Consider the following 21111-nt stretch of genomic DNA (forward strand, 5'->3'; position numbering starts at 1 on the left):
GGCCCGGCGGTGGGGAGTGTCGGCGTGGTGCGCCAGGATGGCCCGGTGAGCGACGCCCCGAGCCCCACCGACGTCCCCGCCCCCGGCACCACGGCTGCCGCGCCCGCGGCCGAGGCCGTCCCCGAGCCCGCGCCCGAGGAGGCCCGCCGTCGCTGGGCCGACCTCGCGGCCGGCATCGAGGCCGACCAGTTCGCGTACTACGTGAACGACGCGCCGACGGCGTCCGACGCCGACTACGACGCGCGGCTGCGCGAGCTCGCCGCGCTCGAGGACCGGCACCCGGACCTGCGCACGCCCGACTCCCCGACGCAGCGGGTCGGCGGCGCGTTCTCCACGGCGTTCTCCCCGGTCGACCATGTCGAGCGGATGCTCTCGCTCGACAACGTGTTCTCCGCCGAGGAGCTCGCGGCGTGGGCCGAGCGGGTGGTGCGCGACCTCGAGGGGAGCGACGCCCCGCACTGGCTGTGCGAGCCCAAGATCGACGGGCTGGCGATCTCCCTGGTCTACGAGGGCGGGCGGCTGGTGCGGGCCGCGACCCGCGGCGACGGGCGCACCGGCGAGGACGTCACGCTGAACGTGCGCACGATCGCGGGCGTGCCCGCCGTCCTCGCGGGCGACCCGGCCACCCACCCGGACCTCATCGAGGTGCGCGGCGAGATCTTCTTCCCCGCCGAGGCGTTCGCCGCGCTCAACGCGGCCCAGGTCGCGGCGGGCCGGCCGCCGTTCGCGAACCCGCGCAACGCCGCCGCGGGCTCGCTGCGGCAGAAGGACCCCCGGGTCACGGCGTCGCGCGGCCTGCAGGTCTACGCCCACGGCGTCGGGGCGCTGCGCGGCGGTCCGGAGATCACCCGGCAGTCGCAGGTCTACGGGCTCCTGCAGGGCTGGGGCGTGCCGACCTCGCCGCACTGGCGGGTGGTGGGGACGCTGGAGGAGGTCAGCGCCTTCGTCGCGCACCACGGCGAGCACCGGCACGACGTCGAGCACGAGATCGACGGGGCGGTGATCAAGGTCGACGAGCGGTCGCTGCAGCGCCGGCTCGGTGCGACGAGCCGCGCACCGCGGTGGGCGATCGCCTACAAATACCCGCCCGAGGAGGTCAACACCCGGCTCGTCGCGATCGAGGTCGGCATCGGCCGCACGGGGCGCGCGACGCCGTTCGGCGTCATGGAGCCCGTGGTCGTGGCCGGGTCGACCGTCCGGCAGGCCACCCTGCACAACCAGGAGGTCGTCGCCGCGAAGGGCGTGCGGATCGGCGACATGGTGGTGCTCCGCAAGGCCGGTGACGTGATCCCGGAGATCGTCGGCCCCGCCCCGGCCGCGCCCGGGGACGACGTGCCGCGCACCACCTGGCGCATGCCCGCCGACTGCCCCGAGTGCGGCACGCCCCTGCGGCCCATGCGCGAGGGCGACATCGACCTGCGCTGCCCCAACGCGCGCACCTGCCCCGCGCAGGTCCGGGGCCGCGTCGAGCACATCGGCTCGCGCGGCGGCCTCGACGTCGAGGCCCTCGGCGAGGTCACCGCGGCCGCCCTCACGCAGCCCGAGGTCCCCGCCGACCCGCCTGTGCCCAACGAGGCGTACCTGTTCGACCTCGTCGGGTACCGCCTCGACGCCCCCGCGGACGTGGTCGCGGCGGTGCGCGCCGACAGCCTCGCCCGGCTCGCGCAGGTCGAGGTCGTCGTCCGTGACCCCGAGACGGGCCTGCCCCGGCAGGACGAGAACGGCCAGGTGCGTCGTCGCGCGCCCTTCCGCCGCACGCTCAAGCACACGCGGGCCGCGCTCGCCGCGGCGGAGGCCGAGGGCCGGGTGCTGCCCGACTGGGAGCCGTCGGAGGCGGCCCGCACGCTCCTCGACCAGCTCGACGCCGCGAAGACCAAGGACCTGTGGCGCGTCCTGGTGTCCCTGTCGATCCGCAACGTCGGGCCCAGCGCGGCCCGCGCGCTCGCGACGCGGTTCGGGTCGATGGCCGACCTGCGGGCCGTCGTCGAGGGGGACCCGGAGCAGGCGGTCGCGGACCTCGCCCAGGTCGAGGGCGTCGGCCCGGTGATCGCCGAGTCCCTCGTGCGATGGTTCACCGGCGACGAGGCCGACTGGCACGTCGACATCGTCGACCGGTGGGCCCGTGCGGGCGTCGTCATGCGCGACGAGCGCGACGCCGCCGTCGAGCGGACGCTCGAGGGCCTGACGGTCGTCGTCACCGGGTCGTTGGAGGGCTTCAGCCGCGACGGCGCCAAGGAGGCCGTCATCGTCCGCGGCGGCAAGGCGTCCGGGAGCGTGTCGAAGAAGACCGACTACGTCGTCGTCGGCGAGAACGCCGGCTCGAAGGAGACGAAGGCCCGCGAGCTGGGCCTGCGGGTCCTCGACGAGGCGGGGTTCGTCGCGCTCCTCGCCGGCGGTCCGGCGGCCGTGGGCGACGCGCCGGACGAGGACGGGCCCCCGGACGACGACGAGGTGCAGGACGGCGCCGACGGGCACGACGGGTCGGGCGCGCAGGACGCGACGACGGCGCAGGAGGACGCATGAGCGCCGCACTGCAGGTCCGTGCCGCGCACGACGACGAGCTGCGGCGCGTCGGCGAGCTCACCGTCGCGGCGTACCTCGCCGACGAGCTCCTCCCCGCCGACCACTCGTACGTCGACGAGCTGCGCGACGCGACCGACCGGGCCCTGCGCGCCACGGTGCTCGTGGCCGTCGACCCGGCCGCCGCCGGTGCCGGGGCGGTCGTGGGCACGATCACCCTCGCCGACGCCGGCACGCCGTACGCCGAGTTCGCGACCGGCGACGAGGTCGAGCTGCGCATGCTCGCGGTCGACCCGGCCGCCCGCGGGCGTGGCGTCGCCGAGCAGCTCGTGCGGGCCGCGCTCGCCGACGCCGTCGGTCGCGGGCGCCGCGACGTGGTGCTCTGCACGCTCGACACCATGCGCGCCGCCCACCGGCTCTACGCCCGGCTCGGGTTCACGCCCCGGCCCGAGCGGGACTGGGGCACCGAGGTCGACCTGCGCGTGCACGCCTGGCGCGCCCCCGAGCCGCCCGGCGTCCTCGTCGAGACCGCGACGTGGCCGCCCCTGCGCGTCGAGGACGTGCAGGGCTGGCGCGTCGGTCTGTCCCGGGGCGTGACCCGCCGCGGGCACTCGACCGTGCCGCTGGGCGAGCCGGCCGACCTCGCGGCGGCCGTCGACGCGGTGGAGCGGCTGTCGGCCGCCGACGGCGCACCCGCGGTGTTCCGCACCGGCGACCCCGGCACCCCCGCCGGCCTCGTCGCCGAGCTGGACGCGCGGGGCTACGCCGTGGGCTCGCTCACCGACGTCCTGGTCCGCGACGTCGCGCCCGACGCCGCCGAGCGAGGGCTGCCGCGCATCGCCCACGGTCTGCGCGTGCTCGACGCCCCCGACGACGCGTGGCTCACGGCCTGGCTCGCCGGCAAGGGCGGGGACCGCGAGGTCTCCCGCGCGCTGGTCGCCGGGGCGCCGGCGACCTACCTCGCGGCGTCCGGGCCGGACGGCTCCGACGTGGCGGTGATCCGCGCCGCGACGGTCGACGGGTGGGTCGCGCTGTCCTGCCTGCAGGTGGCTCCGTCCGTGCGCCGGCACGGGCTGGGGCGCACCCTGACCGACGCGGCGCTCGCGATCGCCGCACGGCAGGGTGCGCGGCGGGCGTTCCTGCAGGTGGAGGCGGAGAACGTGCCGGCGCGGCGGCTGTACGAGCAGCTCGGGTTCGCGCTCGCGCACCGGTACGCGTACCGCATCCAGCCGTCGCCCGGTGCGGTGCCCGGGTCCTGCTGACCGGGTCGCGCCGACCGGCGCGACCCGCTCGTGGGCGCCCGGGCCCGGGCGGGGCGTGCCGCTTCGGGTGCCGACGCGGTCCCGGCGGCCGATACTGGCCGCATGATCTCCACGGACCTCGCGGTGGCGCTCCAGGCGGCCGGGCTGCGCTGGCAGCCGCGCCCCGGGGACCGGTTCTCGGTCGTAGGGGCCGACATGGGCGGCGAGGTCTTCACGATCTCGGAGATGGTCGTCGAGGCGCACGAGCACCCGACCGGCACCGTGCTCGGCTTCAACGGCACCACCGAGTGGGCCCTGGACTCGCTGCGGCAGGACGACGCCCTGTGGCTGCCGCGCGAGGACCAGCTGCGCGACCTGCTGGGCGGGACGTTCCGCAGCCTCGCGCGCTCGACGGACGGCCGGTTCCAGGTGCTCATCGAGGTCGGCGGCCAGCCGCCGCGGGTGTTCTCGGCCGACTCCGCCGAGGACGCCTACGGCGAGGCGCTCCTCGCGCTGGTCACCGCGGCCCTCGACCGCTCCGCCTGACGCGCCCGACGCCCTGCCCGACGGCCGGGGCCGCAGCAGGGGGAAGGCCTCCAGGCCCTCGTCCGCGACGGCGTGGGCCCAGCATCCGCCGGCGCCTGCGCGTCTAGACTCGGCGCCATGTCCACCCTCTCCCGCGACGAGGTCGCGCGCGTGGCAGCGCTCGCCCGGATCGACCTGACGCCCGACGAGCTGGACCGGCTCGCGGGCGAGCTCGACGTCATCGTCGAGTCGGTCGCCCGGGTGTCCGAGGTCGCCACGCCCGACGTGCCCGCCACGAGCCACCCGCTCCCGCTGACGAACGTCTTCCGCACCGACGAGCCCGTCGCCCCGCTCGACCGCGACGAGGTGCTCGCGGCGGCGCCCGCGGCGCAGGACGGCAAGTTCCTCGTCCCGCAGATCCTGGGGGAGGAGGCGTGAGCGACCTGACGCGGCTGAGCGCCGCCGCCCTCGCCGAGCAGCTGCGCACGCGCGAGGTGACCAGCGTCGAGGCGACGCAGGCGCACCTGGACCGCATGGCGGCCGTCGAGCCCGCCGTGCACGCCTACCTGCACGTGGCCGCGGACTCCGCGCTGGCCACGGCGGCCGACGTCGACGCGCGCCGCGCCGCCGGCGAGGACCTGCACGCGCTCGCGGGCGTGCCGATCGCCGTCAAGGACGTCGTCGTCACGCGGGGCGTCCCGACGACGGTCGGGTCGAAGATCCTCGAGGGCTGGGTGCCGCCGTACGACGCGACCCTGGTCGAGAAGATCAAGGCCGCGGGCCTGCCGATCCTCGGCAAGACCAACATGGACGAGTTCGCGATGGGCTCCTCGACGGAGCACTCCGCGTACGGCAACACCCACAACCCGTGGGACCTGGAGCGGATCCCGGGCGGCTCGGGCGGCGGCAGCGCGGCCGCGGTCGCCGCGTACGAGGCACCGCTGGCGATCGGCACCGACACCGGCGGCTCGATCCGCCAGCCGGCCGCCGTCACCGGCACGGTCGGCGTGAAGCCGACGTACGGGTCGGTCTCGCGGTACGGGCTGGTGGCGCTCGCGTCGTCGCTCGACCAGGCAGGCCCCTGCACGCGCACCGTGCTGGACGCGGCGCTGCTGCACGAGCTCATCGGCGGGCACGACCCGCGCGACGCGACGAGCCTGCCCGACCCCGCCACGGGGTACGTGGACGCGGCCCGCGCGGGCGCGACCGGGGACCTGACGGGTGTGCGCGTCGGCGTGGTCCGCGAGCTGCAGGGCGAGGGCTACCAGCCGGGCGTCCTCGCACGGTTCGAGGAGTCGCTGGAGCTGCTGCGCGGCGCGGGCGCCGAGATCGTCGAGGTCTCCTGCCCGCACTTCACGTACGCCCTGGCCGCGTACTACCTCATCCTGCCGGCGGAGGCGTCGAGCAACCTCGCGAAGTTCGACGGCATGCGCTTCGGCCTGCGGGTCGAGCCCTCCGAGGGGCCGGTGACCGCCGAGCGCGTCATGGCCGCCACGCGCGGGCAGGGCTTCGGCGACGAGGTCAAGCGCCGGATCATCCTCGGCACGTACGCGCTGAGCGCCGGCTACTACGACGCGTACTACGGGTCGGCGCAGAAGGTCCGCACGCTCATCCAGCGGGACTTCGCCGCGGCGTTCGAGGCCGCGGACGTGCTGGTCTCGCCGACGGCGCCCACCACGGCGTTCAGGCTCGGCGAGAAGCTGGACGACCCGCTGGCGATGTACCTCAACGACGTCGCGACCATCCCGGCCAACCTCGCGGGCGTGCCCGGCATGTCGCTGCCGAGCGGGCTGTCCGACGACGGGCTGCCGGCCGGGTTCCAGATCCTGGCCCCGGCCCGCGAGGACGCCCGGCTGTACCGCGTGGGCGCCGCGCTCGAGGCGCTGCTGGAGACGAGCTGGGACGGCCCGCTGCTGGGTCGCGCCCCGGAGCTGGACGGAGGGGCCGCGCGATGAGCACTGGCGTCGACCTGGTCGACTACGACGACGCGATCGCGCGGTTCGACCCCGTCATCGGGATCGAGGTGCACGTCGAGCTGGGCACCCGCACGAAGATGTTCGACGGCGCGGAGCAGACCTTCGGCGAGGAGCCGAACACCCACGTCACCCCGGTGAGCCTGGGGCTGCCGGGCGCGCTGCCCGCGGTCAACGGCACCGCGGTGGAGTACGCGATCCGCATCGGCCTGGCGCTGAACTGCCAGATCGCGGCGAGCTGCCGGTTCGCGCGCAAGAACTACTTCTACCCGGACGTGCCGAAGAACTTCCAGACGTCGCAGTACGACGAGCCGATCGCGCACGACGGCTGGGTCGACGTCGAGCTGGAGGACGGCACGGTCTTCCGCGTCGAGGTCGAGCGCGCGCACATGGAGGAGGACGCGGGCAAGAACACGCACGTGGGCGGCTCGACGGGCCGCATCCACGGTGCGGAGTACTCGCTCGTCGACTACAACCGTGCAGGCGTGCCGCTGGTCGAGATCGTCACGCGGCCCATCACGGGTGCAGGTGCGCGGGCCCCGGAGGTCGCGCGGGCGTACGTGCAGACGCTGCGCGACATGTTCCGCGCCCTCGGCGTCTCCGAGGCCCGCATGGAGCGCGGCAACGTCCGCGCCGACGTGAACGTCTCGCTGCGCCCGACGCCGGAGTCGGCGCTGGGGACCCGCACGGAGACCAAGAACGTCAACTCGTTCCGCTCGGTCGAGCGGTCGGTGCGGTACGAGATCAGCCGGCAGGCCGCGGTCCTCGACGCCGGCGGCACGGTCGTGCAGGAGACCCGCCACTGGCACGAGGACACGGGCTCCACGACGTCGGGACGGGTCAAGTCCGACGCCGAGGACTACCGGTACTTCCCCGAGCCGGACCTCGTGCCGATCGTCCCCGACCCCGCGTGGGTCGAGGAGATCCGTGCGACGCTGCCCGAGCTGCCCGCGGCCCGGCGCCGCCGCCTGCTCGCGGAGTGGGGCTTCGCGGACGCGGAGATGCGCGACGTCGTCAACGCCGGGGCCGTCGAGCTCATCGAGGCCACCGTCGCGGCCGGCGCCACGCCGGCCGCGGCGCGCAAGTGGTGGATGGGCGAGCTCGCCCGCACCGCCAAGCAGCAGGAGGTCGAGCTCGCGGACCTGCCGATCACGCCGGCGCAGATCGGTGCGCTGCAGCAGCTCGTCGACGCCGGCCGGATCAACGACAAGCTGGCCCGGCAGGTGCTCGAGGGCGTGCTGGCCGGTGAGGGCGACCCGGAGCAGGTCGTCGTCGCCCGCGGCCTCGAGGTCGTCTCGGACGACGGCCCGCTGCTCGAGGCGATCGACGCCGCGCTGGCCGCGCAGCCTGACGTGGCGGACAAGATCCGCTCGGGCAACCTGGGGCCGGTCGGTGCGATCATCGGCGCGGTCATGAAGGCCACCCGGGGCCAGGCCGACGCCGGGCGCGTGCGCGAGCTCGTGCTGGAGCGCGTCCAGGCCTGACCCTTCCGGACCGCCGCGGCACCGACCTGCCGCGGCGGTCCGGCACCGGGTGCCCTGCGCCCCGGACGTCGCAGGCCACAACCCGGCCGTCGCGGCGTGGCAACACCCTCGTCACACGCCGTGCCTACGCTCACGGGCGCACGGCCCGGCCGCGACGCACCTCCGCCGCGACGCCCACCCGCCGGTGGGCCCGGCGACGACGCGACGGAAGGACCTCGATGCAGAAGCCGACGCTGCAGGGCGAGATGCTGGTGCTGCGACCCGTGCGGGCCGACGACGCCGACGCCATGTGGGACATGCTGGACGACGCGGAGGGCAACCGGCTCACGGGCACCGTGCGCTCGTTCTCGCGCGCGGAGGTCGACGCGTGGTGCGCCAGCCGGGAGCTGGCCGAGGGGCGGTTCGACTTCGCGGTGACGTCCCACGGCGACGACGAGTACCGCGGCGAGATCGTGCTGAACGACGTCGACGAGGACCTGCGCAGCGCCGGCATGCGGCTGGCCATGCGGCCGGCCTACCGGGGGCGCGGCTACGGCACGGAGGCGATCGAGCTGGTCCTGGGGTTCGCGTTCGACGGCCTGGACCTGCACCGCGTCGAGCTCGACGTGCTGAGCATCAACACCCGCGCGCTGTCGCTGTACGAGAACATCGGCTTCCGGCAGGAGGGGCGCCGGCGCGACGCCTACCGTGACGGTGCCGGGTGGTGCGACGCGGTCGTGATGTCGATGCTCGAGGACGAGTTCCGCGCCGGTCGCCCGGGCTGAGCCCTGCCCGCCCCGGGCCGACCCGGCCCGGCCCGCACCGCCCACCGCTGACGTCAGGACCCGCACCGCCCATGCTCACCGCCACCATCCCCGACGACGACCTGCTGCACCGCCTCCAGGACCTGGCCGACGCGCACCCCGACGACCTGCGCCTCGTGCCGTGGGACCTCGCCGGGCCCCTGGACGACGCGGTGGCGCGCGACGTCGACCTCGTGGTCGTGCCGCACTACTTCGTGCGTCCCGGCGGGTTCGACGTGCTGGCCGACCTGCCGCGGCTGCGGTACGTGCAGCTGCCGAGCGCCGGGTACGAGCACGCCCTGCCGCACCTGCCGCCCGGTGTGACGCTGTGCAACGGCCGTGGCGTGCACGACGCGGGCACGGCCGAGCTCGCGCTCGCGCTGACCCTCGCGGTGCAGCGCGACCTGCCGGGTGCGGTGCGGGCCATGGGGGAGGGGCGCTGGGCCAACCCGTTCGGACCCTCGCTCGCGGACCGCCGGGTGCTGGTCGTGGGCCAGGGGTCGGTGGGTGCGGCGATCTGCGCACGCTTCCGCCCGTTCGAGGTCGAGCTGGTGCGGGTGGCGAGCACGGCCCGTGACGACGAGCACGGGCACGTGCACGGCGTGGACGAGCTGGGCGACCTGCTGCCGGACGTCGACGTGGTGGTCCTCGCGATCCCGCTGTCGCGCGCGTCGTACCACCTGATGGGTGCGGGCATGCTGGCCCGCATGCGCGACGGTGCGCTGCTCGTCAACGTCGCCCGCGGCAAGGTCGTCGACACCGACGCGCTGCTGGCCGAGCTGACGGCCGGCCGGCTGCGGGCGGCGCTCGACGTGACGGACCCCGAGCCGCTGCCACCCGGCCACCCCCTGTGGTCGGCGCCGAACGTGCTGGTCACGGCGCACCAGGGCGGCAACACGGACGCGACGTTCCCCCGGGTGGCCGCGCTGGTCCGGCGCCAGCTCGAGGCGCTGCTCGCGGGGGCGCCGGCCGTCAACGAGGTCGCGCGCACCTGAGCGGCGCGCCGGGCGGGCGACCGGTCCGGCGCGGGAGGTCAGGCCGTCGGGCGCCGTTTGTGGTCGGCGAGCGCGACCTCCCGCTCGTGCTTGTGGTCGACCACGGGCGGCGGGTAGCCCTCGGGGGCGTGCAGCCCCAGGGTCCAGGGCTCGTGCACGGCGGGCGCCGGCACGTCGCGCAGCTCGGGCACCCACCGGCGCACGTACTGCCCGTCGGGGTCGAACTTCCGGCCCTGCGTCACGGGGTTGAAGATCCGGAAGAACGGCGCCGCGTCCCGGCCGGTGCCGGCGACCCACTGCCAGTTGAGCTGGTTCTGCGAGACGTCGCCGTCCAGCAGCCACCGCATGAAGTGCGCGGCGCCGCGCTGCCAGCGCACGTGCAGGTCCTTGACGAGGAACGACGCGACGACCATGCGGACCCGGTTGTGCATCCACCCGGTGGCGCGCAGCTGGCGCATGCCGGCGTCGACGATCGGGTACCCGGTGCGTCCGTGCGCCCAGACGTCGAACGCCTCGTCCTCGGCGCGCCCGGTGACCCACGCGTCCTCGGGCACGACGGGCCGCAGCGACCGTGCCGCGGCTCCGGGGTGGTGCCACAGCACGTCGGCGTGGAACTCGCGCCAGGCCAGCTCGGAGCGGTACGTCGCGAGGGACGCGGCGAGCCCGGGCTCGGCGTCGCGCGCGACGGACGCCAGGTCGGCGAGCATGGTGCGGGGGTGGATCTCGCCGTACTTGAGGTGCACGGACATCCACGACGTCACGTCGAGGTCCGGGCGGTCGCGGTCGGTGCCGTAGCCGGCGAGGTCGTCGGCGACGAACGCGCGCCACCGGGCGTGGGCGGCGCGCTCGCCGGCGGCGGGTAGCGGGACGTCGGTCGCCGGGGCGTCGGGGACGCCGTCGCCCCGGACGTCGGCCCAGGGGGCGTCGTGCGGAGCCGGCGCGGGGTCGTGCCAGCCGTGGTCGAGCCAGGCCCGGCGGAACGGGGTGAACACCTGGTAGGGCCGGTCGTCGCCGGTGCGGACGAGGCCGGGGCCGACGGCGTACGGGGACCCGGCGCGCACGAGCGGGACGCCGAGGGCCGCCTCGACGGCGTCGTCGCGCCGGCGCCCGTAGGGCTCGGTCGCGGCGGTGACGTGCACGGCGGCCGCACCGGTCTCGCGGACGAGCGCGGGGACGACGTCGACGGGGCGCCCGTGCCGTACGACGAGCCGCCCTCCCGTGGCCTCGTCGAGCGCGCGCAGGCTCGCGGCGAGGTACGCGCGCCGGGGGGCGCCGGTCGCGTCGGACCACAGCGCGGGGTCGAGCACGAACAGCGGCACGACCTCGTCGCCCGCGTCGTGGGCCTGGGCCACGGCCGCGGCGAGCGCGGGGTGGTCGGCGAGCCGCAGGTCGCGGCGGAACCAGCAGATCGTCGGCACGGGCGCACCGTAGCCCGGCGGACGTCACCCGGCGACCGGGACCCAGGTCCCGGTCGCCGGGCATACCCGTGGGGGTATCACTGGAGGACGTCCGACAATGGAGTCGTCATGCGTACCCGAGTGCTCGTGCTGGGAGGCAGCTTCGCGGGGATGACCGCGGCGCTGTCGGTCAGGTCCCGACTGGGGGACGAGGTCGAGGTGACCGTGGTCGGTGCGTCCGACCGGTTCGTCTTCAACCCGTCGCTCATCTGGCTGCCGTTCGGGCGCCGGGGGCGCACCGACGTGTCGTTCCTGCTCGAGCCGACCTTCACGCGGCGTGGCGTGCGGTTCGTCCACGCGTCCGCGCTGCGCGTCGACCCCGACGTCCACGAGGTCGAGACCACCGCGGGCACGTTCGGGTACGACTACCTCGTCATCGCGACGGGCTACCGCAACGACCTCGACGCCGTGCCGGGGCTGCGCGACGTCCCGACGATCACGACGCTCGCGGACGCCGAGCGCACGGGCGACGCGTGGCGGCGGTTCCTCGACGAGCCGGGCGACGTGGTCATCGGCGCCACGCAGCGCGCCTCCTGCTTCGGCGCCGCGTACGAGTTCCTCTTCACCACCTCGTACCAGCTGCGGCGCGCGGGGCTGCACGGCAAGGTCCGGCTCACGTACGTGACGTCCGAGCCGTACGCCGGGCACTTCGGGATCGACGGCATGCCCGGTGCGCGCGCCCTCATGGGGATGTTCGCGCGCAGGGAGGGGATCGAGGTCGTCACCGGTGCGCAGATGAGCGAGATCCGCACCGACGCCGTGGAGCTCGACGACGGCACGGTCCTGCCCTACCGGTTCGCGATGGTGGTCCCGCCGTTCCACGGGCAGGACTTCCTGGCCGGCACGCCGGGCCTGGTCGACGCGGGTGGCTACGTGCCGGTGCGCCCGACGTACCAGACGGAGCGGTGGGACGACGTGTACGCGGTCGGCATCGCGGCGGCGGTCCCGGTGCCGTGGGTCACGCAGGTCCCGGTGGGCATCCCCAAGACGGGCTTCCCGACGGAGCAGCAGGCGCACGTCGCGGCGGCGCACGTCGTCGCGCAGGTCCGCGGCGAGGCGCCGTCGCACGAGAAGGAGTTCGCCGACATCCCGGCGCTGTGCGTCATGGACGCGGGCAACGACGGGGTCGCGATGGTCGCGGACAGGATGCTGCCGCCGCCCCGCTTCGCGGCGATGGTCCCGGGCCCGCAGAACCACCTCGCGAAGCTGGCCTTCGAGAAGTACTCGATCGCGAAGATGCGGCGCGGGCTGGTGCGGCTGCCCTGACCGGCGTCAGCGGGGCGGGGCGCAGGACGAGCGGACGACGAGCTCGGTCGGCAGGCGCAGGTGCGTCGGGGTGTCCCGCCCCGCGACGAGGTCCACGAGCAGGAGCAGCGCCTGGGCGCCCATCTCCTGCAGCGGCTGGCTGATCGTGGTGAGCGGCGGGCACGCGAGCGCGGACTCGGGCACGTTGTCGAAGCCGATCACCGACAGGTCCGCCGGCACCTGCAGGCCGAGCTCGCGGGCGACGTCGACGACCGCGATCGCGGACAGGTCGTTGGCGGCGAACACCGCGGTCGGGGGCTCGTCCGTGGTGAGCAGCGCCCGGGCGGGGCCGGCCGCGGAGTCGGGGCGGTAGCCGCCGACCGCGACGAGGTGCTCGTCGACGGGGACGCCGGCGCGGGCCATCGCCTGCCGGAACCCCTGCTCGCGCAGGCGCGCCGACTCCAGGTCGGGCCGCCCGCCGAGGAAGGCGATGCGGCGGTGCCCGAGCCCGAGCAGGTGCTCGGTCGCCATGAACGCGCCCGCGGTGTTGTCGGAGTCGACCGTGGGCAGCCCGGACGGCCCGGTGTGGGGGTCGACGGCGACGACGGGGACGCCGGGGTCCGCGTCGAGGACGGTGGGGGTGACGATGATCGCGCCGTCGACGAGGGTGCCGGACAGGCGCGAGAGGTAGCGGCGCTCCCACCCGACGTCCGCGGTGCCGCCCCCGCCGGAGTAGGCGAGCAGCTCGTAGCCGGTGGCCGCGACCGCGGCCGACGCGCCCTTGAGCAACTCGGTGCTGAACGGCTCGAACTCGGCCACGAGGATGCCGAGGACGTTGGTGCGGTGGCTGCGCAGCGACCGGGCGCCGAGGGAGGTCTCGTAGCCCATCTCGGCGATGACCTCCTGCACCCGGGCGAGCGTGCTGGCGGAGACGCCGTAGCGACCGTTGACGACCTTGGACACGGTGGCGACCGAGACTCCCGCGGCGAGCGCGACGTCGGACATCTTCACGCGCGTGCTCAGACGGGTCGGTGGGTGCACGCGCCGATCATAGCCCCGTGTCGATAACGTTATCGATATCGGTTGACACGCCTTCGCGGATCAGACAAGACTCACCCCCGTCCCACCCGCGGCGCAGTGCGACGGAGCGTCGGTGCGCGGGAGGGCACGGCCGGTCGGTGACCCCCGCCGCCCGGCCAGGGCACCGCGGACGTGCGCCGACGCAGGCGGACGCCCGGCGGCGCCACCGACGGCTCTGCACGGATCGACTCAACGACGAGGACGGGTTCATGGACATGAGGAAGACCCTGGCGCTCACCTCCGCCCTGGCGCTCGCCGCGGGCCTGACCGCCTGCGCGGCGGACAGCTCGGGCGGCGACGCCGACGGCGACGTGACGATGACCTTCTGGCACAACTCGACCACCGGCGAGGGCAAGGCGTACTGGGAGGAGACGGTCGCCGCCTTCGAGGAGGCCAACCCCGGTGTGACCATCGAGATCCAGGCCGTCCAGAACGAGGAGATGGACGGCAAGCTCCAGACCGCGCTGAACTCCGGCGACGCCCCCGACATCTTCATGGCGCGCGGCGGCGGCAAGCTCGCCGACGTCGTCTCGGCGGGCCAGGTCATGGACCTCACCGACTCGATCGACGACGCCACCCGCACCGCGGTGGGCGACGCCGGCTTCTCGGCGTTCACGATCGAGGACAAGGTCTACGGCATGCCCACGGCGATCCTGCCCGGCGGCATCTACTACAGCGGCGACCAGTTCGCCGAGGCCGGCATCGACGCCGCACCGACCACGATGGCCGAGCTCGACGACGCGGTCGAGGCGCTCAAGGGCATCGGCACGCAGCCCATCGCCCTCGGCGCCAAGGACGCGTGGCCGGCCGCGCACTGGTACTACTTCTTCGCGCTGCGCGAGTGCTCGCAGGAGGTCATGGCCGAGGCGGCCGACACCCGGATGTTCGACGACGAGTGCTGGACCCGCGCCGGCGAGGACCTGCAGGCGTTCGCCGAGACCGAGCCGTTCAACGAGGGCTTCCTCACCACGTCCGCCCAGCAGGGCGCCGGCTCGTCGGCCGGTCTGCTGGCCAACGGCCAGGCCGCCATGGAGCTGATGGGCGCCTGGCAGCCCGGTGTGGTCGCGTCGCTGACGCCCGACGAGCAGCCGCTCGCGGACCTCGAGTGGTTCCCCTTCCCGGCCGTCGAGGGTGGCGAGGGTGACCCCAGCGCCATGATGGGCGGCGTCGACGGGTTCTCCTGCTGGGCCCAGGCCCCCAAGGAGGAGTGCACCGCGTTCCTCAACTTCTTCATGCAGAAGGAGCACCAGGAGGGCTACGCCAACGCGTTCCACACGCTGCCCGCGAGCCAGGAGGCCCAGGGCGTCGTCACCGAGCCGGCGCTGCAGCAGGTCCTCGAGGCCTACAACGAGGCCGCGTACGTCTCCGTCTGGCTCGACACGCTGTTCGGCCAGAACATCGGCAACGCGCTGAACGTCGGCGTCGTCGACATGCTCGCCGGCCAGGGCTCGCCCGAGGCCATCGTCGAGGCCGTCAACGCCGCGGCAGCGAAGGGCTGACCTTCCACCATGGCATCCATCAGCGAGGACGCGCACCGCGCGCACCGCTCGCCCGTGGACCAGGCCGGGGGGGTCGCGCCCGTCGCGGCGCCCCCGGCCGGGCCGCCGGCCCGACGCCGCACCTCGGGCGTCGGGTGGCGGACGCGGGCCGAGATCGCCCTGCTCGCCGGGCCGGCGCTGGGCGTCTTCCTGGCGTTCGTGATCTTCCCGGTCGTCATGGCCGCGTACTACGGCTTCTTCAGCTGGCAGGGCTACGGCCCGCCGACGGAGTTCGTGGGCCTGCGCAACTACGTGACGATCCTCACCGACCCCACGTTCCACGACGCCCTGCGGCACAACGCGTTCATCGTCGTGATGTCGCTGGTCCTGCAGGGCCCCGTCGCGGTGCTGCTCGCGCTGCTGCTCAACCGGCCGCTGCGCGGACGCTCGGTCATCCGGGTGCTCATCTTCGTGCCGTACGTGATCTCCGAGGTCGTGGTCGGCACGGGGTGGAGCCTGATGCTCGCCACCAACGGCGCGCTCAACGACCTGCTCGCGAAGGTCGGCCTCGACGGTCTGGCCCAGGAGTGGCTGTCCGACCCGGACGTGGCGATCTGGACCCTCATGGGGATCATCACCTGGAAGTACGTCGGGTTCGCCGTGATCCTCTTCCTCGCCGGCCTCCAGGGCATCCCGGAGGAGCTGTCGGAGGCCGCGTCCATCGACGGCGCGTCGTACTGGCAGGTGCAGCGGCGGATCACCCTGCCGCTGCTCGGCCCGACGGTCCGCATCTGGGCGTTCCTGTCGATCATCGGCTCGCTCCAGCTCTTCGACCTCGTCTACATCATCTGGGGCCAGTACGTGGCCTCGACCGCCGGCACCTCGACGATGGCGACGTACATGGTCGTCAACGGGCGCAACGCGGGCAGCTACGGGTACGGCAACGCCGTCGCGGTCGTGCTGTTCGTCATCTCGCTCGTCATCGCGCTGCTCTACCAGCGGTTCGTCCTGCGTCGTGACACCGACGGCGCGATCACCGGAGGGAAGCGCTGATGGCCGCCACCACGCTCGACACCCGCGCGCGTGCGCGAGCCCGCCGCGGTGCGAACGCCGGCACCCGCCGCTCCAACGCGCTCGTCTACGTCGTCGCCGTCCTGCTGGTCTCCGCGATCCTCGCCCCGGTCGTCTACATCGTCCTCGGCGGGTTCCGGACCAACTCCCAGATCACGACCGACCCGTCGGGCCTGCCGGGCCCGTGGCAGGTCGGCAACTACCTGGACGTGCTCGGCGGCAGCCTCTTCTGGCAGCAGGCGGGCAACTCCACGGTCGCGGCCGTCGCCACCACGCTGGGCGTGGTCTCGCTGGGGCTCATGGCCAGCTACGTGCTCGCCCGGTACCGGTTCCGGGGCCGCGGCGCGATGTACGCGGTGTTCGCCGCGGGCCTGATGTTCCCGATGACGGTCGCGATCACACCGCTGTACATCCTCGTGCGCAGCCTGGGGCTCATGGGCTCCCTCGGCGGGATCATCCTCCCGCAGATCGCGTTCGCGCTGCCGACGACCATCATCATCCTGGTGCCGTTCCTGCGGGCCATCCCCGACGAGATCGAGGAGGCCGCCGCGCTCGACGGCTGCGGCAAGCTCGGCTTCTTCTTCCGCATGGTCGTGCGCCTCGCGGTGCCGGGCGTCGTCACCGTCGGGATCCTCGCCTTCGTGGCGAGCTGGAACAGCTACCTGCTGCCGCTGTTCATCCTCAGCAACGAGGCGTCGTACACGCTGCCGCTCGGGGTGCAGGCGTTCGCGTCGCAGTACTCCGTCGACACCGCGCGGGTGCTCGCGTTCACGTCGCTGTCGATGCTGCCGGCCCTGGTGTTCTTCAGCCTCTTCGAGCGGCGCATCGTCGGTGGGCTCACCGGTGCCGTGAAGGGCTGACGCGGGTCGCCGACGCGCACCTCCCCGTGCGTCGGCGACCGCCCAGCCCGTGCTTCTCCCGGGCCCCGTCGGGCCCTCCTCGTCCTTGGAGCGTGAACCGTGACCGACCTCCAGCAGGCCGCCCCCGTGCGGCCCGCCGTACCCCCCCGGGCGGACGGCGCCGCACGCGCCCGTGCGCTCCTGGCGCAGATGACGCTCGAGGAGAAGCTCGCCCAGATCGTCGGCTTCTGGGAGAAGGAGGACGGCGAGGCCGTCGCCCCGCTGCAGGGCGAGTTCACCGTCGCCCGTGGCTACGCCGACGTGACCCGCCACGGCCTCGGGCACCTGACCCGGGTCTACGGCACCCGGCCCGTCGACCCCGTCGAGCGGGCCCGCTGGCTGTGGGACGAGCAGCGCCGGCTGGTGCGCGAGACGCGGCTGGGGATCCCCGCGCTCGTGCACGAGGAGTGCCTCACGGGGCTCGCGGCGTGGACGGCCGCGACCTTCCCGACGCCGCTGGCCTGGGGTGCGGCGTGGGACCCGGCGCTGGTGGAGGAGATGGCGGCGCTGGTCGGGCAGTCCATGCGCACGCTCGGCGTGCACCAGGGGCTCGCCCCCGTCCTCGACGTGATCCGCGACCCCCGCTGGGGGCGGGTCGACGAGTGCATCGCCGAGGACCCGTACCTCATCGGCACGCTCGGCACCGCGTACGTGCGCGGGCTGCAGGGAGCGGGCGTCCACGCCACCCTCAAGCACTTCGTCGGCTACTCCGCCTCGCAGGCCGGTCGCAACTTCGCGCCCGTGCACGCCGGGCCGCGCGAGGTCGAGGACGTGCTGCTCGTCCCGTTCGAGATGGCCGTGCTCGACGGAGGCGTCCGGTCGGTCATGCACTCGTACGCCGAGATCGACGGCGTGCCCGTCGCGGCCGACCCGGCCCTGCTCACGGGTGTGCTGCGCGAGCGGTGGGGCTTCGACGGCACGGTCGTCGCCGACTACTTCGGCGTCGCGTTCCTGCACCTGCTGCACCGGGTCGCCGCCGACCTCGGCGACGCCGCCGGGCAGGCGCTCGCGGCCGGGGTCGACGTGGAGCTGCCGACGGGCGACGCGTACCTCGACCCGCTGGCCGACGCGGTCCGCGCGGGCCGGGTGGACGAGGCGCTCGTCGACCGGGCGGTGCTGCGCGCCCTGGAGCAGAAGGCGGAGCTGGGCCTGCTGGACGCGACGTTCGAGGACGAGCCCCCGACGGACGTCGACCTCGACAGCCCCGCGCACCGGCGGGTCGCCGCCCGCCTGGCCGAGCAGTCGGTGGTGCTGCTGGGCAACGACGGGACGCTGCCGCTGGCCGCACCGGCCCGGGTGGCGGTGCTCGGGCCGAACGCCGACCGCTCCGCCGCCCTGTTCGGCTGCTACTCCTTCGTCAACCACGTGCTCGCCCACCACCCCGAGGTCGACCAGCGTCTCGAGGCCCCCACGGTGCGCGCGGCCCTGGCCGCCGAGCTGCCCGACGCCGTCGTCACGTACGCGCCCGGGTGCGCGGTCGACGACGCCGACACGTCGGGCGTCGACGAGGCCGTCGCGCTCGCCGCGGCCGCCGACGTCGCGGTCGTGGTGGTCGGCGACCAGGCCGGGCTGTTCGGCCGCGGGACCGTGGGGGAGGGCTGCGACCGGGACGACCTGGAGCTGCCGGGCGTGCAGCGCGCGCTCGTCGAGGCCGTCGTGGCCACCGGCACCCCGGTCGTGCTGGTGCTGCTCACGGGGCGGCCGTACGCGATCGGCTGGGCGCTGGACGCGTGCGCCGCGGTCGTGCAGGCGTTCTTCCCGGGCGAGGAGGGTGGCCGGGCGGTCGCCGGCGTGCTGTCCGGCCGTGTCAACCCGTCGGGCCGCCTGCCGGTGAGCCTGCCGCGCTCGGCGGGTGCCCAGCCGTTCTCCTACCTGCACCCGCTGCTCGGCGGCGACGGCGACGTGACGAACCTCGCGAGCACGCCGGTGCTGCCGTTCGGCCACGGGCTGTCGTACACGTCGTTCACGCGCACGGGCCTGACCGTGGACCCCGGGCCGCGCACGGACGGCACGGTCACGGCCCGCGTGCGCGTGACCAACACCGGGTCGCGGGCCGGCGCCGACGTCGTCCAGCTGTACGCGCACGACGTGCTGGCGTCGGTCACGCGCCCGGTCGCGCAGCTCGTCGGCTACCACCGCGTCGAGCTCGCGCCGGGGGAGTCCGTGGAGGTCGAGCTGGTCGTGCCGACGGTGCGGCTGGCGTTCACCGACAGGTCCGGGCGTCGCGTCGTCGAGCCGGGGGACGTCGACCTGTGGGTCGGCCCGTCGTGCGCGGTGCGGGAGACGACGTGCCGCACCACCCTGACGGGTGACGTGCACGTGGTGACCACGGCCGACCCGCGGACGACCGCGGTGCACGTGCGCTGACGCGGCGGGGGCCACGTGGTGGACGCCAGGCGTCCCACGCCTCGGACGGACGTAGGGTGACGGGGCGCCACCGCGAGGTGGCGCCCTGCACCTGCGAAGGAGACCCGCGATGAGCCGTCCGCTGCGCTCACGGACCTCGACCCACGGCCGCAACATGGCCGGCGCCCGCGCGCTGTGGCGCGCCACGGGCACGCAGGCCGGGGACTTCGGCAAGCCGATCGTCGCCATCGCCAACTCGTACACGCAGTTCGTGCCGGGGCACGTGCACCTCAAGGACATGGGCGACCTCGTGGCGTCGGCCGTGCGCGAGGCCGGCGGCGTGCCCAAGGAGTTCAACACGATCGCCGTCGACGACGGCATCGCGATGGGCCACGCGGGGATGCTCTACTCGCTGCCGAGCCGCGACCTCATCGCCGACTCGGTCGAGTACATGGTGAACGCGCACACCGCGGACGCGCTCGTCTGCATCTCCAACTGCGACAAGATCACGCCGGGCATGCTCAACGCGGCGCTGCGGCTGAACATCCCCGTCGTGTTCGTCTCCGGCGGGCCGATGGAGGCCGGCAAGGCCGTCGTCGCGAACGGCGTGGCGCGCACGCCGCTCAACCTCATCAACGCGATCAACTACTCCGCGGACGACGCCGTCGACGACGAGGCGCTGGCCCAGGTCGAGGAGAACGCCTGCCCCACCTGCGGCTCGTGCTCGGGCATGTTCACCGCCAACTCGATGAACTGCCTGACCGAGGCGCTCGGCCTGTCGCTGCCCGGCAACGGCTCGACGCTGGCCACGCACGCCGCGCGCCGCGAGCTGTTCCTCGAGGCCGGCCGCACGGTCGTCGAGCTCGCGCACCGCTACTACGACGACGAGGACGACACCGCGGCCCCCCGCGGCATCGCCACGCGTGCCGCGTTCAGCAACGCCATGGCGCTCGACGTCGCCATGGGCGGGTCGACCAACACGGTGCTGCACGTGCTGGCCGCCGCGCAGGAGGCCGAGGTCGACTTCACGCTCGCCGACATCGACGAGATCAGCCGCCGCGTGCCGTGCCTGGCCAAGGTCGCCCCGAACCACCCCGACTTCCACATGGAGGACGTGCACCGCGCCGGCGGCATCCCCGCGCTGCTCGGCGAGCTCGACCGCGGCGGTCTGCTCGACCACGACGTGACGAGCGTGCACACCCCGACGCTGCGTGCGTGGCTCGACGACTGGGACGTGCGCGGCGGCCGGGCCACCGAGCGTGCCACCGCCCTGTTCCACGCGGCCCCCGGCGGCGTGCGCACCACGCAGGCGTTCTCGACGCAGAACGTGTGGGACTCCCTCGACACGGACGCCGCCCAGGGCTGCATCCGCGACGTCGCCCACGCCTACACCGTCGAGGGCGGCCTGGCCGTGCTGCGCGGCAACCTCGCCGAGGACGGCGCGATCATCAAGACCGCCGGCATCGACCCCGACGTGTTCCACTTCGTCGGCCGGGCCCTGGTCTGCGAGTCCCAGGACGAGGCCGTCGAGAAGATCCTCAGCAAGCAGGTCGAGCCCGGCCACGTCGTGGTCGTCCGCTACGAGGGCCCCTCGGGCGGCCCCGGCATGCAGGAGATGCTCTACCCGACGTCGTTCATCAAGGGCCGCGGCCTGGGCAAGGTCTGCGCGCTCATCACCGACGGCCGGTTCTCCGGCGGGTCCAGCGGCATCTCGGTGGGCCACGTCAGCCCCGAGGCCGCCGCCGGCGGCACGATCGGCCTGGTCGAGGACGGCGACGAGATCGAGATCGACGTCGAGACCCGGCTCATCCGCGTCAACGTCCCCGACGAGGTGCTCGCCGAGCGGCGCGCCAAGATGGAGGCGCGCGAGAACCCCTGGCAGCCCGTCGCCCGCGACCGCTACGTCTCCCCGGCCCTGCAGGCGTACGCCGCCATGGCGACGTCCGCCGACCGCGGCGCCGTCCGCGACGTCAGCCGTCTGCGGCGCGGCTGAGCCGCCCCTCGGGCGTGTCGGG

General features: G+C 74.5%; 16 protein-coding genes. 14 read left to right on the top strand and 2 right to left on the bottom strand.

Annotated elements, in window-relative coordinates:
• The first annotated feature begins 45 nt into the window (after window positions 1-45).
• The 8 genes from ligA (at window position 46) to BKA21_RS16260 (ending at window position 9520) form a co-directional block, all read left to right on the top strand.
• The gene (gene ligA / locus BKA21_RS16225; RefSeq protein WP_140460018.1) at window positions 46-2523 is read left to right on the top strand and encodes an NAD-dependent DNA ligase LigA; all 2478 of its coding nucleotides are present in this window, start codon (window positions 46-48) and stop codon (window positions 2521-2523) included.
• Complete coding sequence (locus BKA21_RS16230) at window positions 2520-3782, top strand: GNAT family N-acetyltransferase (RefSeq protein ID WP_140460019.1); 1263 nt, start codon at window positions 2520-2522, stop codon at window positions 3780-3782. The genes ligA and BKA21_RS16230 overlap by 4 nt, the downstream gene beginning before the upstream one ends.
• A gap of 102 nt (window positions 3783-3884) precedes the next feature.
• Window positions 3885-4307, top strand: a complete 423-nt coding sequence (locus tag BKA21_RS16235) for a pilus assembly protein CpaE (RefSeq protein WP_140460020.1) — start codon at window positions 3885-3887, stop codon at window positions 4305-4307.
• A gap of 117 nt (window positions 4308-4424) precedes the next feature.
• Window positions 4425-4724 carry an Asp-tRNA(Asn)/Glu-tRNA(Gln) amidotransferase subunit GatC gene (gene gatC, locus BKA21_RS16240; protein ID WP_140460021.1) on the top strand — a complete coding sequence of 100 codons (300 nt, stop codon included), beginning with the start codon at window positions 4425-4427 and terminating at the stop codon, window positions 4722-4724.
• Window positions 4721-6241 (top strand): Asp-tRNA(Asn)/Glu-tRNA(Gln) amidotransferase subunit GatA, encoded by a 1521-nt coding sequence (gatA, locus tag BKA21_RS16245; protein ID WP_140460022.1) that lies wholly within the window; start codon window positions 4721-4723, stop codon window positions 6239-6241. Before gatC ends, gatA begins: the two co-directional genes overlap by 4 nt.
• The gene (gatB, locus tag BKA21_RS16250) at window positions 6238-7743 is read left to right on the top strand and encodes an Asp-tRNA(Asn)/Glu-tRNA(Gln) amidotransferase subunit GatB (RefSeq protein WP_140460023.1); all 1506 of its coding nucleotides are present in this window, start codon (window positions 6238-6240) and stop codon (window positions 7741-7743) included. The genes gatA and gatB overlap by 4 nt, the downstream gene beginning before the upstream one ends.
• Before the next feature lie 218 nt (window positions 7744-7961).
• Window positions 7962-8507 carry a GNAT family N-acetyltransferase gene (locus BKA21_RS16255; protein WP_140460024.1) on the top strand — a complete coding sequence of 182 codons (546 nt, stop codon included), beginning with the start codon at window positions 7962-7964 and terminating at the stop codon, window positions 8505-8507.
• A 71-nt stretch (window positions 8508-8578) separates the two neighbouring features.
• Window positions 8579-9520, top strand: coding sequence for a 2-hydroxyacid dehydrogenase (locus BKA21_RS16260; protein WP_140460025.1), 942 nt, complete (start codon window positions 8579-8581; stop codon window positions 9518-9520).
• A 38-nt stretch (window positions 9521-9558) separates the two neighbouring features.
• On the opposite strand, the gene BKA21_RS16265 is transcribed toward BKA21_RS16260, so the two are convergent.
• Window positions 9559-10938, bottom strand: a complete 1380-nt coding sequence (locus BKA21_RS16265) for a cryptochrome/photolyase family protein (RefSeq protein WP_140460026.1) — start codon at window positions 10936-10938, stop codon at window positions 9559-9561.
• 108 nt (window positions 10939-11046) lie between these two features.
• Here BKA21_RS16265 and BKA21_RS16270 point away from each other — a divergent pair, with 108 nt between their 5' ends.
• Complete coding sequence (locus tag BKA21_RS16270) at window positions 11047-12243, top strand: NAD(P)/FAD-dependent oxidoreductase (RefSeq protein WP_140460027.1); 1197 nt, start codon at window positions 11047-11049, stop codon at window positions 12241-12243.
• Window positions 12244-12249: 6 nt separating this feature from the next.
• Here BKA21_RS16270 and BKA21_RS16275 read toward each other — a convergent pair whose 3' ends face one another.
• The gene (locus BKA21_RS16275; RefSeq protein ID WP_140460277.1) at window positions 12250-13227 is read right to left on the bottom strand and encodes a LacI family DNA-binding transcriptional regulator; all 978 of its coding nucleotides are present in this window, start codon (window positions 13225-13227) and stop codon (window positions 12250-12252) included.
• 284 nt (window positions 13228-13511) lie between these two features.
• On the opposite strand from BKA21_RS16275, the gene BKA21_RS16280 reads away from it, so the two are divergent.
• The 5 genes from BKA21_RS16280 (at window position 13512) to ilvD (ending at window position 21089) form a co-directional block, all read left to right on the top strand.
• Window positions 13512-14801, top strand: coding sequence for an extracellular solute-binding protein (locus BKA21_RS16280; RefSeq protein WP_140460028.1), 1290 nt, complete (start codon window positions 13512-13514; stop codon window positions 14799-14801).
• Window positions 14802-14810: 9 nt separating this feature from the next.
• Window positions 14811-15833 carry a carbohydrate ABC transporter permease gene (locus BKA21_RS16285; protein ID WP_140460029.1) on the top strand — a complete coding sequence of 341 codons (1023 nt, stop codon included), beginning with the start codon at window positions 14811-14813 and terminating at the stop codon, window positions 15831-15833.
• On the top strand, window positions 15833-16711 hold the full coding sequence (locus tag BKA21_RS16290; RefSeq protein WP_140460030.1) for a carbohydrate ABC transporter permease: 879 nt from the start codon (window positions 15833-15835) through the stop codon (window positions 16709-16711). Before BKA21_RS16285 ends, BKA21_RS16290 begins: the two co-directional genes overlap by 1 nt.
• Window positions 16712-16810: 99 nt before the next feature.
• Window positions 16811-19117, top strand: coding sequence for a beta-xylosidase/alpha-l-arabinosidase (locus BKA21_RS16295; RefSeq protein ID WP_373308197.1), 2307 nt, complete (start codon window positions 16811-16813; stop codon window positions 19115-19117).
• Between the two features lie 109 nt (window positions 19118-19226).
• Window positions 19227-21089 (top strand): dihydroxy-acid dehydratase, encoded by a 1863-nt coding sequence (gene ilvD / locus BKA21_RS16300; protein WP_140460031.1) that lies wholly within the window; start codon window positions 19227-19229, stop codon window positions 21087-21089.
• The last annotated feature ends 22 nt before the right edge of the window (window positions 21090-21111 follow it).

It is taken from the genome of Cellulomonas oligotrophica (genome assembly GCF_013409875.1).
Classification (GTDB): Bacteria; Actinomycetota; Actinomycetes; order Actinomycetales; family Cellulomonadaceae; genus Cellulomonas; species Cellulomonas oligotrophica.

Bases quoted from the DNA above. Each gene is read 5' to 3' on its own strand.
- BKA21_RS16230 (WP_140460019.1), top strand. From the start codon at position 2,520: ATGAGCGCCGCACTGCAGGTCCGTGCCGCGCACGACGACGAGCTGCGG.
- BKA21_RS16235 (WP_140460020.1), top strand. From the start codon at position 3,885: ATGATCTCCACGGACCTCGCGGTGGCGCTCCAGGCGGCCGGGCTGCGC.
- gatC (WP_140460021.1), top strand. From the start codon at position 4,425: ATGTCCACCCTCTCCCGCGACGAGGTCGCGCGCGTGGCAGCGCTCGCC.
- gatB (WP_140460023.1), top strand. From the start codon at position 6,238: ATGAGCACTGGCGTCGACCTGGTCGACTACGACGACGCGATCGCGCGG.
- BKA21_RS16255 (WP_140460024.1), top strand. From the start codon at position 7,962: ATGCAGAAGCCGACGCTGCAGGGCGAGATGCTGGTGCTGCGACCCGTG.
- BKA21_RS16260 (WP_140460025.1), top strand. From the start codon at position 8,579: ATGCTCACCGCCACCATCCCCGACGACGACCTGCTGCACCGCCTCCAG.
- BKA21_RS16270 (WP_140460027.1), top strand. From the start codon at position 11,047: ATGCGTACCCGAGTGCTCGTGCTGGGAGGCAGCTTCGCGGGGATGACC.
- BKA21_RS16275 (WP_140460277.1), bottom strand. From the start codon at position 13,227: ATGTCCGACGTCGCGCTCGCCGCGGGAGTCTCGGTCGCCACCGTGTCC.
- BKA21_RS16280 (WP_140460028.1), top strand. From the start codon at position 13,512: ATGGACATGAGGAAGACCCTGGCGCTCACCTCCGCCCTGGCGCTCGCC.
- BKA21_RS16285 (WP_140460029.1), top strand. From the start codon at position 14,811: ATGGCATCCATCAGCGAGGACGCGCACCGCGCGCACCGCTCGCCCGTG.
- BKA21_RS16290 (WP_140460030.1), top strand. From the start codon at position 15,833: ATGGCCGCCACCACGCTCGACACCCGCGCGCGTGCGCGAGCCCGCCGC.
- ilvD (WP_140460031.1), top strand. From the start codon at position 19,227: ATGAGCCGTCCGCTGCGCTCACGGACCTCGACCCACGGCCGCAACATG.